Annotated in this window: 11 protein-coding genes and 1 tRNA gene; 6 read left to right on the top strand and 6 right to left on the bottom strand. The window is 52.0% G+C overall.

The genetic code is table 11. The features are described 5' to 3' along the window. Positions 1-3 precede the first annotated feature (3 nt). On the bottom strand, positions 4-1,251 hold the full coding sequence (locus AACZ40_RS03705) for a VCBS repeat-containing protein (RefSeq protein ID WP_291168116.1): 1,248 nt from the start codon (positions 1,249-1,251) through the stop codon (positions 4-6). Between the two features lie 350 nt (positions 1,252-1,601). Between AACZ40_RS03705 and AACZ40_RS03700 the strand changes: the two genes are divergently transcribed. Further along, on the top strand, positions 1,602-2,042 hold the full coding sequence (locus AACZ40_RS03700; RefSeq protein WP_291168115.1) for a hypothetical protein: 441 nt from the start codon (positions 1,602-1,604) through the stop codon (positions 2,040-2,042). An 84-nt stretch (positions 2,043-2,126) separates the two neighbouring features. Further along, positions 2,127-3,248, top strand: coding sequence for a hypothetical protein (locus AACZ40_RS03695; RefSeq protein ID WP_291168113.1), 1,122 nt, complete (start codon positions 2,127-2,129; stop codon positions 3,246-3,248). A 26-nt stretch (positions 3,249-3,274) separates the two neighbouring features. Here the strand turns inward: AACZ40_RS03695 and AACZ40_RS03690 are convergent, their stop codons facing one another. The 3 genes from AACZ40_RS03690 to AACZ40_RS03680 form a co-directional block, all read right to left on the bottom strand. Further along, a complete protein-coding gene (locus AACZ40_RS03690) occupies positions 3,275-3,631 on the bottom strand; it encodes a hypothetical protein (protein ID WP_291168111.1) in 357 nt (118 codons plus the stop codon). A gap of 12 nt (positions 3,632-3,643) precedes the next feature. After that, entirely contained in the window at positions 3,644-4,549 is a 906-nt protein-coding gene (locus AACZ40_RS03685; RefSeq protein WP_291168110.1) for a DUF58 domain-containing protein, read from the bottom strand. Between the two features lie 99 nt (positions 4,550-4,648). Next, on the bottom strand, positions 4,649-5,350 hold the full coding sequence (locus AACZ40_RS03680) for a DUF1080 domain-containing protein (RefSeq protein WP_291168109.1): 702 nt from the start codon (positions 5,348-5,350) through the stop codon (positions 4,649-4,651). 281 nt (positions 5,351-5,631) lie between these two features. Between AACZ40_RS03680 and AACZ40_RS03675 the strand changes: the two genes are divergently transcribed. The 4 genes from AACZ40_RS03675 (at position 5,632) to AACZ40_RS03660 (ending at position 8,589) form a co-directional block, all read left to right on the top strand. Beyond that, a complete protein-coding gene (locus AACZ40_RS03675; protein ID WP_291168107.1) occupies positions 5,632-7,107 on the top strand; it encodes a sulfatase in 1,476 nt (491 codons plus the stop codon). Between the two features lie 311 nt (positions 7,108-7,418). Next, positions 7,419-7,492: transfer RNA gene (locus AACZ40_RS03670), tRNA-Met, on the top strand. Positions 7,493-7,784: 292 nt separating this feature from the next. Next, on the top strand, positions 7,785-8,015 hold the full coding sequence (locus AACZ40_RS03665) for a hypothetical protein (protein ID WP_291168105.1): 231 nt from the start codon (positions 7,785-7,787) through the stop codon (positions 8,013-8,015). Beyond that, positions 8,008-8,589 (top strand): hypothetical protein, encoded by a 582-nt coding sequence (locus AACZ40_RS03660; RefSeq protein WP_291168103.1) that lies wholly within the window; start codon positions 8,008-8,010, stop codon positions 8,587-8,589. Before AACZ40_RS03665 ends, AACZ40_RS03660 begins: the two co-directional genes overlap by 8 nt. Positions 8,590-8,850: 261 nt before the next feature. On the opposite strand, the gene AACZ40_RS03655 is transcribed toward AACZ40_RS03660, so the two are convergent. Together AACZ40_RS03655 and AACZ40_RS03650 are read right to left on the bottom strand one after the other, a co-directional pair. Next, on the bottom strand, positions 8,851-8,982 hold the full coding sequence (locus AACZ40_RS03655; protein WP_291168101.1) for a hypothetical protein: 132 nt from the start codon (positions 8,980-8,982) through the stop codon (positions 8,851-8,853). Positions 8,983-9,109: 127 nt separating this feature from the next. After that, the gene (locus AACZ40_RS03650; protein WP_291168099.1) at positions 9,110-13,873 is read right to left on the bottom strand and encodes a choice-of-anchor Q domain-containing protein; all 4,764 of its coding nucleotides are present in this window, start codon (positions 13,871-13,873) and stop codon (positions 9,110-9,112) included. Positions 13,874-14,220: the final 347 nt, after the last annotated feature.

The raw sequence follows: 14,220 nt of genomic DNA, 5'->3' as shown, positions 1-14,220 counted from the left end.
ACTCTACTTAAACGGGTTCTCATACCAGAACACGCCCAATCCCTTATTCTGGTCCCGCTCTTCGCAGGAGAGCACATCCAGGTCGCCATCTCCATCCAGATCGAGTAATTCAATCCGATCGTATTTAATCCCCCGCGGGCCGCTGATTTCCTGTGGTTCCCAGCGAAACTGATTCCCGTTGCGTGAACCGCGCAGCCAGACCACACCGGATTTGGGTGGCTCCGCATGTTCGCAACTGAGCACCAGGTCCAGCAGCCCATCCCCGTTCAGATCGCCCGCCGCAACTCCTTTTCCGCTGCCGGTATTCTCCGGATATGGAATAACCTGTTTTTCCCACTTCTGACCGCTCGCATCCCGTCTGCGAAACCAGAGCACTTCAGCCGGCGTGCTTGTGGCAACCAGGATGTCCTGCAGACCATCCTGATCCAGGTCGGCTAGATGCGCAAACATCACTTCCCGATCCTGACCGCCGACCCAATGATTCTTCCATTGTTTACCGACAATGACAGTCGGAACTCCCGGATTCTCCAGCCAGCGGCAGCCACGCAGTTTTCCCTTGCGGTCTGTTGTCAGCAGATCCTGGTCGCCATCTCCATCCATATCGACGGCAAACAGCGACATCACCCAGCCGGCGGGAGACAAAGTAATCCACTGATACTTTGACAGATCGCGTGTGTCCGATGTCGGCAGGAAGAAGCCAATTTCTGCCCCCGGTCCTTTGCCGGCGGCCACCAGTTCTTCTCCCCCACGCGAATCGAGACCGATCTTCGCAGGAACGGCAAACATCCACATCATCCGGTCTTTTGACGCAGGTATCACTGCCTGCTCCCACGGATTTTCGAACGGCTTCTCAACCGGAGGCCAGTGCACGTATATCGCACGCGTCTTCCCTTCGCAGCAACTGACGACAGCCCTTCTCACATTCAATCGTTCCAGATCGATCCAGGCGGCATCTTCTATGTGGGGTGTTTTCCCTAATGTCACTGCCGGCCAAAGTTTTTTTGTCTGAGCAGGCCCCGGATTGCGATAGATGCGGGTGAGACCTCCTTCTTCCCAGCCGGTCGTAATGTCGAGCAATCCGTCACCGTCGGCGTCGAACAGCTTCACCCCGTCTGCGCCCCGGGAAGATTGGTCGATAATATGACACTCCCAGGGAGCCCCCCGTTCCGTTTCTTCGCCGGCCGCGTTTTCAGTGGATAGAAACGTCGGAATCAAAGCGATAGACAGAATCGTATTTGTAAACGTTCGCATGGGAACCTCCTGAAACCGGATGTGGCGTTTTCTTCACTACCAGTATCACAGCCCGTTTCCCGGATCGCAAGAACCCTTCGTATCGCAAGGGATATTCGCCGAATTTGAGCCTGGCGGGCACCACTTTCCCTGCAGAGTATTGCACGTTCAGCCCTGTTTTTCAGGGGTTACGTGTACCGCCTGCTTCCATCGCCGGGATAACCGGGTCATTCGGAATAATCGATAAAGTTTCTCTTCCACGATAGCCGATCATCCTTAGGTACAGGCGATTGTACTACCGATGATGCGAGCCATCATTGGTACTTTTGTGACACAGGATGGTCACATTCAACCGGGGGAGGAAAATGCGAATGCGCGCAGCATTTGTCTGCATAGTCATGATCCAGCCGCTCATAGTATGCTCGGGCTGCCAGTGTTTCAGGGTCAGCAACGCCTACTATAACCTGATCGATGACATCAGCGACACAGAGCTTTATGCAGACCGCTTCTATCGTCCCACGTGGGACCTGACGCGTATCGGCAAGCCAGACTGGTGTCAGTCTCGCTTCAATCGCTGGTGGTGTAAATGCTGCGATGACTGCCAGCCACAACACTATATCAGTGATACGCCAATTACCGACTACAGCAGCCAGCAGTCTTACGACGGCGAAGCTGCAGATGACCTGGTTCCTCTTCCCGAACCTTCTATTTTTGTGCCCCCCGATCCGTTTCCCGATGAAACGGGTCTGGAGTCTGAACTCAAGGAGCCCGGCCCGGCGCTGGCACCTCCTGTGAATGCACCTCCAAACTGACTGCCACACAGACTGACGGGCACAAATCCAGACAACACATGTTGAACGCGGAAAGAAACAGGTTCTCACATGACGAAAATGAGCATGACAAAATTCATTCAGAAAATGACGATTCTGGTGATCGCTGTCACAAGTAGCGTAGCGGTTTCTGTAACTACTGTTTCTGCACAACAACCACAATCCAACGAGCGCGATGGCCAGAGCCCGGCCCTGACGGAGTCAGCTGCCGATCAATATCTGTTAAAAGACGATGATCGGCAGCTGACTGAATTCCAACAGAAACATCGGCAAGTCGATCAGGAAATCCGCATTCCTGATGAAGAAGACCTGATTACATTACTCACCAAAGGTTCTTCGTCCCGCTCATCCAGAAAGGAATGCCTCGCGCAGATTCCCCTGGATCAGATGACGCAGGCGAACCGCACGAACGCCGAACACGTACTCAAAGATCTCAGCATGTTTCGCGTGCTGCCCAAAATACATCTCGACGTCAATCATTCCGCGTATGCTTTCTTCATCGCTCACCCGGATGTGGTCGTCAGCATCTGGCGCGAAATGAAACTGTCCGAGTTCCAGATGTGGCAGACCGGCCCCTATTCCTATGAAGTCGATGCCGGTGATGGCACGGTGGGTACACTGGAAGTCATTCACCAGTCACCGAAAGAGACCATCGTGCTCTGTTCGGGAGTTTATAAAAGTCCGCTGCTGGCCAAGCCGATCTCTGCCAAAGCCCTGCTGCATCTGCAGACCGAATTTTATCCCGGCGAGAACAAGAAGATCGATGCGGTCTCGCACCAGGTATCGATGTACGTCTCCTTTCCCTCCCAGACGGTCGAGATGGCGGCCAAGATCCTGGCTCCGGTCAGCAATACGATTCTGGATCGCAACTTCAGAGAAGTTTCCATCTTTATGCATATGATGTCACTGGCGATGGAACGACAGCCCGGCTGGGTCGAACGGATCGCCGGTCAACTGGAAGGAGTGCTGCCGGTCCGCCGTCCACAACTGCTGAAGGTCGCTGCCCGGGTTTACATTGATGCCCGACAGCGGGAAGCCGCAGCGGCCGCACAAAACGGCGAGGTACCCAATCGGTTCGTACCTCCCCAGCCGATTGATGTCATCTCGCAGACCGGAAATCAGGTTCCCCGCAAGCTGCCGGATAATCTCAAAGTGCAACCGGTGAGCCGCGGACAGAACCCGCAGTAACCCAACCATTCAGAACAACGCTCCGGTTAGCGCCGCGAGCGTTTTTTGTTGCGCGGTCGGAGAATAAAACCCATCACGGCCATCACGACAATCAGCGGCACCACAATTTTGGGACGCACGGCAATTCCCACCACCGCCATGATGATGACGACGAATACCCAGGGAGACACGTTCGCCCAGGCAGCGTCCCGGTTCCTGGTCGGCAGTGCCAGCCATAAGGCTAGCATCAGCAGCCCTACGCGCATGAAAGCACCGGTGGCCACATCCTGCTGGGCAAACTGATCGGGGGGTGCCAGCCAGAACAGATAGGCGGCAATCCCCAGGCAGACCAGAGAGATGATGCCTGTCAGAGTCCGGTTGATTGGAATTTTTTCACCTGACATAAGTTTGCTCTATCACTTTCGTCCGGGGCGTGTGCGTTGATTCAGAAAAGCACCAAGGGCTAAATGATACGCGTCCGTCGTGCGAAATTTCAGGTAATCCACCTTCACTGATCCACACTGTCGGGACAGCGTCGCACAGAACTCCTGGTACTGCTCCAGGTAGCGGGCCCGCAGTTGATGCGGATCCACCAGCTGATGATGACCGCGGCGCTCCAGGCTGCGAAACTGCGTCGGCTTGCTGAACGGAAACTCTTCTTCTTCCGGCGTCACCACCTGAAACAGCAGTACTTCATGACGATCGTGGCGCAACTGCTTAAGGGTCGTCGTCAGCGCATCGGGCTCGTCGAAGCAATCAGAAATCAGTACGACCAGGCTGCGGCGTTTGATCAGCGGCTGCACTTCACGCAGAACGGTCGATATCGCGGTTTCGTTGCGCGGCCGCGCCTGATCGAGAATATCCAGCATCTGCCCGAAGTTTTTCGGATTCGCAGACGGCTGGATAAAATCGCGGCGTTTGCTGTCGAAGGTGATCAGACCCACGGCATCCCGCTGACGCAGCAACAGGTAACCCAGCGCGGCTGCGAGCTGACGTGCATAATCGATCTTGCTCAGCGTCTTGCCGGCATACGCCATGCTGCCCGAACAGTCGAGCAGCAGATAACAGCGCAGGTTGGTCTCTTCTTCAAACTCTTTGACGTAGTATTTTCCCGTCTTCCCGTAGGCCCGCCAGTCGATGTGGCGAATTTCGTCACCCGGATAATACTGCCGATGCTCCACAAATTCGACACTGGCACCTTTGAACGGACTTTTATGCTGCCCCATCATAAACCCTTCGACCACCAGTCGCGTGACAACATCCAGCTTGCCAAAGCGGGCCAGCGCCGTCGGGTCATCCAGGGGAGCATCGTGTGAAAGCATGCGGTGAGATTTCGAAATCAGGGGGTTGGTTTAAAAACAGAAAGCACAGAGAGCGGACTCCCCGTGCTTTCATTTTAACCGGTCTTCACACGAATGTCGCTAATCAAGTTCTTTGATAAACACATTCCGGAAATAAAGTGTGTTGCCGTGATTCTGTAATTCGATCTGCCCGGTTTCGTAGATCGGCTTATCGCGTTCCCAGTAATTTTCCAGCGTGACGTTATCGGTCACCAGTTTACCGTTCAACCAGACGCTGACTTTTTCACCGACCATTTTGATGCGGAACGTATTCCATTCGCCCACGGGATTGTCGGCGGTCACCAGCGGTTTATCAGGGTTTTCCTTGTTGTTGTACAGTCCGCCGGAACCAACGCCATTTGCAGCTTTCACAGCCGGATCCCAGATCTGAACCTGTGGTGAACCACGCAGGTAGATGCCGCTGTCGCCATCTTTTTTGATTTTCCAGTCGACCAGCATATCGAAGTCGCCGTAATCTTTGGCAGTACACAGGCTCTTCCCTTTGCCGTCAAACACGATCACGCCGTCCACGACGTTCCAGTGTTCTTTCATTTCGTCGTCGGCTTTTTTCTGTGCTTCAGCCAACTCTTCAGGACTCATCTTCGCCCGGGTTTTGGGATTACCAACCAGGCCTTTCCAGCCACTTAAGTCTTTGCCGTTGAACAGTGCTTTGTAACCTTCGGGGGGTTGATTGAGTTTGCCTTCTTCGGCGGCTGCCAGGTTGAGTGCAGTAACAGCCAGCAACACAGCCAGCATCGTCGCGACGCGGTTCATGGTAGTCATAATCATTGCTTTCATTCTGATATCGGTCTGAAATCTTCCCGCGCGCTAAATCAAAAACAGCTCCGGGAAGAACGGTACTCGTGAGGAATTTCTTAATTATCGAAAGGAATTGAAGCCACTTCAAGCCAGTCCCCCCTGATTTCGTCCCTTTCCCGTAAAGTCCCCTGCTTTCCCGAATGTCGATTTGCGATTGCCTGCCACCACGATTAGAATGAAACTGAGATTTTAACGACTCTCCTGCAATTGATTCCCGCCTTTTACTCCAGTGAGAAAGCCACACCATGAATCGATGTCTGTTTGGAATCCTCAGCCTGTTGCTGTTGTGCGTTTCCGTCGAACCTCTCTCCGCTGCGGCGAAGCAGAAAAACGTCATTGTCATAGTCGTGGATGACCAGGGCTTTCAGGCGGGCTGCTACGGAAACAAAGTCATCAAAACGCCGGGCATCGACATGCTGGCAGAATCGGGAACACGCTTTTCCCGCGCCCACTGCACGACCGCCAGCTGTTCGGCCAGTCGTTCGGTCATCCTCACCGGCCTGTATAATCATGCCACCGGACATTACGGCCACGCCCACAGTTACAACCACTTCAGCACCTACGCGACCGTAAAGTCACTCCCCATTATTCTGGAAGAAGGAGGCTACCGCACCTGTTCGATCGGCAAGTATCATGTCGCTCCCGAATACGTTTACCAGTTTCAGGAGTACCGTAACAAAGGAATCCAGGGGAACCGCAACTCCGCAGTGATGGCGGCCAACGCCAGAGAGTTCATCACCGCAGACGACGACAGCCCTTTCTTTCTGTACTACTGCAGCAGCGACCCGCATCGTGGTGGCGGCCCCGACGGTTATTCCAACTTCAATGCTGACCCCGACCACTACCCCGGCGTCACGCCTGTGAAATACAAGCCCGAACAGATCCAGGTTCCGCCCTGGCTGCCCGATCATCAGGAAGTCAAGGAAGAGCTGGCGGAATACTACCAGGCGATTTCGCGTCTCGACCAGGGCGTCGTTTCGCTGATCAACACACTCAAAGAAACCGGTCACTGGGAAGACACGCTGGTCATGTTCCTCAGCGATAACGGCCCCCCGTTCCCCGGAGCCAAAACGAACCTGTATCAGCCGGGCATGAACCTGCCTTTAATTGTCCGCGATCCGACCGTCAAGAACCAGGGAATCGTCACCGATGCCCTCGTCACCTGGGCCGACCTGACACCCACGATTCTCGACTACTGCGATGTCACGCCTAAGAAAGTTCCCAAACTGCGAACGGTCGAAAACAACGGCAAGCGCGTGGAAGGCAAAGGCAAGCCAGTGCCTTACACGTTCCACGGACGCTCGTTCCTGGAGATCCTGGGGAAAGAACATGCTCCCGAGTTCGATGAAAGTTACGCCTCACACACGTTCCACGAGATCACCATGTATTACCCGATGCGGGTAATTCTGAGCGGCAACTTTAAGTACATCTTCAACATCGCTCACGAACTCCCCTACCCGTTCGCCTCCGATTTATATCGGTCACCCACCTGGCAGGGCGTGTTGAAACGAGGTGATAAGATGTACGGACAGCGGACCGTCTATTCCTACCTGCACCGACCCCGGCACGAGCTGTACGATATTAAAGCCGACCCCTGGGAAGCGAAGAACCTGGCATTCGAGCCGGAACACCAGGAGACCCTGACTACAATGCAGGAGAAGCTGAAAGCCTGGCAGGAAAAAACCAATGATCCCTGGGTTTTGAAGTGGGAATACGAGTAAGCCGCCGAAATTCAGGCTGACCAGAGCGTCTCAAAGTGTATTTGGAGCGTGTATAACAGCACGAGAGCCGCTTTGGTTAAGGATGATACGAATTAGTGGAAGCTTGACGGCTGATCAGACAATCTTCGCATCGAATTCTGGGAATTTAGACAAAGTTACTCGACGCCAGCGGAGGACCTGTCTATAATGCCCCCATACGGTAACGATATTCGCTTACTGTATTTAGGGCTTTTAATCATCTAAATAGTGCCTGTCACAGGCGTTATTTGTATCTGAAACTGCTCTTAATCAGTCCATGTATGGACCCATAGCGCGGGGTGGAGCAGCCCGGTAGCTCGCGAGGCTCATAACCTCGAGGTCGCAGGTTCGAATCCTGTCCCCGCCACTTTCAAAACCCCGATGCAGTGAACTTATCACCGCATCGGGGTTTTTGTTTGCGCTGAGGTTGATTTAGAATAAAGGCATCGCAACGCTGCGCACTCAACGGCTCCTGCACCTCCGGATCGACAATCCAGTACTCCTGCAGCAGTCAGGTAGTAGTAACCAGCTCGTTTGAGGTTTCCTATCAGAATGATCGTTTTGGGTTAGCTTATTGATCACAGGACCAGACTGGGCTACTATAATTTCCAGCAGTATGAATCTTCCTTTGTTTCTTGAAAATGAGGAGAGCAATCAACATGAGTACCAGGCCACCGGTCGTAGAGATTATCGACCCAATTCAGGTGGATGCACTCAGAAAACAGATTCCGCCACAACGATTGTTGATCGCTGCCGGTATGTGGGAAACAGCACGTGTTATGCTGCAGGGAACACTCACCCAGCAACACCCGGAATGGAGTGTAGAAAGACTCAATCGGGAAATCGCCAGACGCATGTGCCATCGAGACATCAGATCGCTCTATGAATGAGTTCAAACCTTATAAACTGATGCAGTCAGTGGTCGATTTTCTGGAAAGAGAATCTGTTCCCTACAGGATCGTCGGTTCCATCGCCAGTATTATCTATGGCGAACCTCGTTTTACTAATGATGTCGACATACTCGTTGATTTACCTGAAAGCAAGATCGAGCTGCTTTGTCATCAGTTTTCTCCGCCAGATTATCATGTCTCTCCCGATGCTGCCCGCGAGGCGATTGCAGCAAGGAAACAGTTTAATATCATACATCTTCCTTCTGGATTTAAAGCTGATCTCATTTTAACAATAGATACAGAGTTTGGTCGGCTGGATATCAGTCAGGGACGACGCATCTCAAGTCAAGGATTTTTTAACGCCCTGTTTGCTTCACCTGAAAATGTCATCCTGAAGAAACTGATATTCTTCCAGGGAGGTGGTTCTGACAAGCATTTACGTGACTGTGCAAGTATTCTATTGGTTCAAGGATCTGAAATAGATCAAGAATATCTTCGATACTGGTCTGAAAAGCTCGAAGTAGCTGAGGAATTGAAAATTGTGGCTGATCGTGTAGAGGAAAAATGGGAATAACAGCATACAATAAATCCCACTCTTCAATATATCTGGCCACGAGTTTGGCAAGTGAAACAGGTGGTGCTTGCCCTAAAGCCCTGTTTTCTTTTTCCCAGGTTTAGCATTTCGCGGGCGGGGCTCAGGGTAGTTCGCCAGTTTTTGTTACAACATTTTAACGATATCCGGTTTGTCGGCTGCCAGGTTTTTTGTTTCCTGGGGATCGGTCTGGTAGTCGTAGAGTTCGTAAATGGCGGGCGCTGTCGGGTTGTTGCAGGGGCGTCATTCGACCGGGCGAGAGCGTTCGACGAGGATCAGCAGAATGTTGGGACGCGCGGCTGCAACAGAGGCACTGCTCAACAGTCGCGTTAACAGGAAAGCAATCATGAAATGGATACGGCGCAGAAAATTCAAGTTCAGCCTCCTGAACGCGGACGGTGATCGAACTTCGGATTTGATTCAAACCCCGATTCTAAGCCAGGCGCAACCGGGAAGCGAATCATTCCCCAAAACTGGCAACACCTTTCAAAGAAGATCTGATTTAGAAAACGCTCAGTTCTGCATCATCCGTCAGAGTGCCGAAGAAAGCATCGGTTTCAGATTGCCAGTCCGCCAGTCGACGTTCGCCGGGGGTCAGACTTTCCTGCATGACGCCATCGTCTGCGTGTTCGTAGCCCAGCAGGTGACCCAGTTCGTGCAGGATGACAGTCCAGAGATCAACGTGTCCTGCCGCTTCACTGTCGGGTAAGGCGATCAATGAGAGTTCGCTGGCAAAGGAAAATCCGCTGTTGTCCGCGGGGGTCGCATCGACATACCACCCATAGCCGGCGGCGTTGACGTCGATGTAAATTGTCCCCGGAACCGCGCGGCCCAGAGTGCCTGCTGCCAGTTCGACGACTTCGATATCTACCTCAGACAGCACTTGCCGTTGTTCTGAGTCCAATTGCGGACTGAGTTCCGCTTTGGCTGATTCCAGCATGGTCTCAGCAGTAGCCTGTGTTACCGATTTTGCTGTTGTCTGTAGCGGCTGTTGTGTCTCGACCGTCAGCAACTGGTTCCAGGCTTCCGGAAAGTTTGCCGGGTAATCAATGGGGATGGCACCCTCTTTACTTTTGCCGAAGTTGAATACCATCGCGAGCAGATCGGGAAAATCGACCCGCCCATTCTGATTGTAGTCGGCTGCCCAGGCAAAGTGGTTTGAGGACTGGCCTGGAGTGGTACCGAAGGCACGGATAAAGAGCATCAGGTCACGGTAATTAATCAGCTCATCGTCATTCAGGTCAAACGGGTTCGCGTAGATGGTCGTTTCCGGAGCAGGTCCATTTACTTCTTCGCTGGCAGCGCTACCTGCAAACAGAATCTCGGAAGAGTCAACAAGAATCGAGGGGCTCTGTGGATTCAGAGTCTGACCTTCGACATCCAGGGCGACTGCATCAGCAGATTCAGATTCAAAACGAATACGGGCAAACAGCACAGGCTGGTCATCGCCGACATCACTCAAACTGGTTACTGCAGACAGGTTTTCGATGACGCCGGTATGATCGTTAATGGTTCCTGTCTGTCCGATTGTGAATGCAGCACCATATTCGATGGCGACTGCAGTGGTGACAGCAGTGTTATAGCTGAGGTTGAAATTGACAGAAGCGATTCCCTGACTGGTTGCCAACGGCGAACTGATCCAGATCTCCAGCCAGTAGCCGCCCCACTCATTGATCCACTCCCGGTTTGCAGGAAGCGCGCTGACTTCACCATTGTCTTCCGTTGTCGTTTCCGAACTGACGATGCGTAAATCTACCTGGGCAAACGGGGCCTGAACTTCGAAAGCACCGATATCGACCGTTCCGTCGACAATCCGGGAGGAACTTTCCCCACGCTGGTCGGTTGTGAGACCGGCGGCGGTGGCAGCTGTATTATCGCCGGCATCAATGGCAGCACTGCCGGGCAGCAGGGCATGCGTTTTTGTGGGACCGCCGTTGTCGCGCAGAACTGGGTCCAGCAGGCCGACAATGCTGTCCTGGACAATGCTGTTCACGTTCGTGTAATTGCTGTAAAGCTGCGGTTCGAGATCCGCTGTATTTCCGGCAATAATGCTGTTCGTGAGTGCCGGAATGACATTATCGGCGCGAATTCCACCGCCGCGAACTGCAGAGTTCCCGGTGATGGTCGTGTTAATAATGCTCAAAGGTTGGTTAGTATTGGCATATAGAGCCCCTCCGTCTCTTGCAGACTGATTTCCAGAGAGCGTGCTATTGGAAATGGTTGTCGTTCCGTCGGACGAAATATAGACCCCCCCACCAAAATAAGTTGCAATATTGCCAGCGACAGTACTCTCAGAAAGCAGCAACGTTCCGTTATTGGAAATTCCACTCCCGTTTCCGAGAGACTTATTATTTGAAATCGTACTTTGATGCACTGTCATCTGGCCAAATGAGTTATGAATGCCGCTTCCACTTGTGCCGACCAGATTTTCAGTAATCAAGCTGTTGTTGATGGTGATAAAACCAAATGATTGTTGTATGGCAGCCCCTGCATTATCGGCATAATTACCAGTAAACTCCGTATTGGCAATGAGCGTATCCATTTCCCCCGCTGCTGTAGCCACAGCATAAGAGTTAAATACAGCACCACCAACGGCCGACAGATATTCCTTTCCAGGAGTCACTAACGCCTGATTTTCCGTAAAGCGAGAGTCAAGAATGCTCAACGTCGTGTTATTGTTAAAAATTCCGCCACCTGAGCGGGATTGATTTCTATTGAAAGTTGAAGCTGAAATGGTCAGAAACTCGTTGCCCCCCGAATAGATCCCTCCACCGCCTCTGGAGGCCACATTATCAGAAAACTCTGTACCGGTTACAGTGAGAGAGCCACCTGTAATATAAATGCCTCCACCCAGACCATTTGTGTTCTCTCCGAATACTACGTTGCCTGTGAAGAAAGAATCTTCCACTGACAGACCGACTCCATCACTATAAATTCCTCCTCCGGATTCGACCTCGGTATTGTTTGAAAACGTGCTGTTGATGACTGAGATGTTTCCCGTATATCCATTAGTCTTCGAATAGATACCCCCTCCCAGGACTGCTTTTTGTTCAGAAAACGTACTGTCACTCACGATGATGATGCCTCCGGAATTATAAATTCCTCCACCATTGCCGGCTGCTGTGTTATCTACAAAGGTGCACCCTGTAATTGTCGAAGGATTCAGTTCCAGGGATGGGGTGTAGAAAATGTTATAAATGGCGGATCCGTCTCTCGTCACGGTATTCCCGGAGAATGTGGATGTATCCAGTGTCAGAATGCTGTTGATCGCAAAGATTCCTGCCCCGCGATCAGCGATGTTTGCAGACAGTCTACTCTCCGACATCGACACACTACCCTGGCCGGAAAAAATTGCTGCCCCTTCACTGCTGGCTTTATTTTCCGTAAAGAGTGTGTCTGTCAGCACGATGTTTTCGTAGTTATAAATTGCTCCGCCCTGCGTGGAAGATCCTTTCGTCAGTGTGAGACCACTGATTTCCACATCGATCAAAGTATCAACTTGACCATCAAATATATTGAAAATCCGGCTGTCATTGTCACCGCTGATTGTCAGCTGATCGACCCCCAGGCCGGTGATGGTCAGGTGATCCGAAATCAGCAATTCACTGGTCAGCACAATCGTCTGCCCGGCCAGCGAGGCATCGAACGAAATCGTATCCGCGCCGGAAGTGGAATTCGCCAGTTGAATGGCTTCACGAAGCGACAGTAGGCCGGGTGAATAATTTCCATCGACTACATCGGAGGTGGTACTGACGACCAGATCGACTGGTTCCACGACGGACGATTCGAAAGCACCAATGTCAATGATGTCGGAAACGATTCTGGAAAAACCGGTTCCCCTCTGATCTGTTGTCAGTCCTGCATTGGTCGCAGCAATATTATCTCCGGCGTTGATCGCGGCACTGTCTGACAACAGCGCGTGCGTTTTGGTGGGACCGCCGTTGTCTTTCAACTCCGGGTCCAGCAGACCAGCGATACTCTCCTGGATAATGTTGGCAGTGCCCGTGAAATCGCCGGCAATCTGCTGACCTGAGTCGGCTTGATTACCTGCGATGATGGTATTCAAAATCAAGGTAGGGTCGGTGCTAAACAGATAGATTCCGCCTCCGTTGCTGATCCCACTTCCGGCAGCCACATTACCAACAATCGTGCTGTTGATAATAGAAACGGGCTTGCTGCCGAGTGCAAAAATTCCACCTCCGTTGGACACGCTGCTGTTTCCGGAGAATGTACTGTTATAAATGGTGACACTCTCCGCTCCCTGGCTGTAGATTCCACCGCCATTGACATCCGCAGTATTCCTGTCAAAAGTCGAACCGGAAACGAACAGCGTACCGTTGTTATCGATCGCCCCACCGCTGAAATCAGTATGATTCTCGATAAAACTGCTGTCATTCACGGTCAGGTCGCCGAAGATATTTGCGATGGCACCACCGGGAAATTCTGCCGTGTTTTCAGTGAAGGTACTGCCAGTGACGATACTGATTCCATCGCGCAGCAGAACCGCTCCCCCTGAGAACCGGGCATGATTGCCTGCAAACTGAGAGTTTTCGATCAATAACCGTTCACCGTCTTCCGGGTAAGGGAACGTTTCACTGTGATAGATAGCGCCTCCATCACTTTCTTCTGCCGTATTCCCGATAAACTGACTGCCTCGCACTGTTAAAGAACTGGCATCATCATAGATCGCCCCACCCGATCCGGCAGTATTGCCGATAAAGACACAATTCTCAACAAGCAGATTTTCGGTGCTGAAAATGGCGCCACCATTGTCTGCCAATTCAGTATCAACGGTATTGGAATTCCCGTTTGTTAACGTCAGACCGCTGATCTCAACTAAGATTGTTGATGCATCGGAATCATCATCGATATTAAAAATCCGACTGTTGTTGTTGCCATCCAGTGTGAGCTGATTCGCTCCCAGACCGGTAATCGTTAAGTCATCGGAAATCAATAACTCATCGTTCAATACAATCGTTTGCTCTGACAGCGCTGCATCAAACGAAATCGTATCCGCACCGGCGTTCGCATTGGCGGCTTCGATGGCGGCACGAAGACTGCCCTCACCGGAATCATCCGTATTCACCACCGTGAAAGCGGTGAGCAGCGTGCGGTCTTCCAACGTCTCAATGACATTGCGGGAAACCAGTGCCTGTGCGGACGGGGTTTTCAGCCTGCGATTCTGTTGACGACGGCCACGGGGAGAGCGGGCAAATCGGGAACGGAGCTGGTTCTGCAACGAGGTGAGCCACTGTTGTACTAACATGATTGAGAGTGATCCGGTTGTCTTACTGGGACCCTGTTCCGACTGGCAGTTGTGTCGTCACAACTGACTGGAATGAGTGGAGTTTAGTGAGTGGGTTCTAGACTGTGTCCAGTTTTACTGTAGCGTCTCCAAGACCATTTGGACCGAGCATAATAGCTCGGGAGACGCCAGGGTTAAATGTGATGCGTTCTAGAAATCTAAATTGGGTTGAATGACACTTAAATATTTTGTGTCGAGTAGATCGTATACTATCATAAATCAGAGAGGATACAAACGTATTTTCCCTGTCTTCTCACGAGAGCGCAACACATTAAACCCTGGCGTCTCTCAATCTATTTTTATCGACC

It is taken from the genome of uncultured Gimesia sp. (genome assembly GCF_963972345.1).
In the GTDB taxonomy this organism is placed as follows: Bacteria; Planctomycetota; Planctomycetia; order Planctomycetales; family Planctomycetaceae; genus Gimesia.
Note: the sequence above shows the minus strand (reverse complement) of the source record. Positions and strands in the feature narration are given on the sequence as shown.

Excerpts from the sequence above, each read along its gene's own strand:
- AACZ40_RS03680 (WP_291168109.1), bottom strand. The coding sequence starts at position 5,350 with ATGACTACCATGAACCGCGTCGCGACGATGCTGGCTGTGTTGCTGGCT.
- AACZ40_RS03660 (WP_291168103.1), top strand. The coding sequence starts at position 8,008 with ATGAATGAGTTCAAACCTTATAAACTGATGCAGTCAGTGGTCGATTTT.
- AACZ40_RS03695 (WP_291168113.1), top strand. The coding sequence starts at position 2,127 with ATGACAAAATTCATTCAGAAAATGACGATTCTGGTGATCGCTGTCACA.
- AACZ40_RS03675 (WP_291168107.1), top strand. The coding sequence starts at position 5,632 with ATGAATCGATGTCTGTTTGGAATCCTCAGCCTGTTGCTGTTGTGCGTT.
- AACZ40_RS03700 (WP_291168115.1), top strand. The coding sequence starts at position 1,602 with ATGCGCGCAGCATTTGTCTGCATAGTCATGATCCAGCCGCTCATAGTA.
- AACZ40_RS03665 (WP_291168105.1), top strand. The coding sequence starts at position 7,785 with ATGAGTACCAGGCCACCGGTCGTAGAGATTATCGACCCAATTCAGGTG.
- AACZ40_RS03650 (WP_291168099.1), bottom strand. The coding sequence starts at position 13,873 with ATGTTAGTACAACAGTGGCTCACCTCGTTGCAGAACCAGCTCCGTTCC.
- AACZ40_RS03705 (WP_291168116.1), bottom strand. The coding sequence starts at position 1,251 with ATGCGAACGTTTACAAATACGATTCTGTCTATCGCTTTGATTCCGACG.
- AACZ40_RS03685 (WP_291168110.1), bottom strand. The coding sequence starts at position 4,549 with ATGCTTTCACACGATGCTCCCCTGGATGACCCGACGGCGCTGGCCCGC.
- AACZ40_RS03690 (WP_291168111.1), bottom strand. The coding sequence starts at position 3,631 with ATGTCAGGTGAAAAAATTCCAATCAACCGGACTCTGACAGGCATCATC.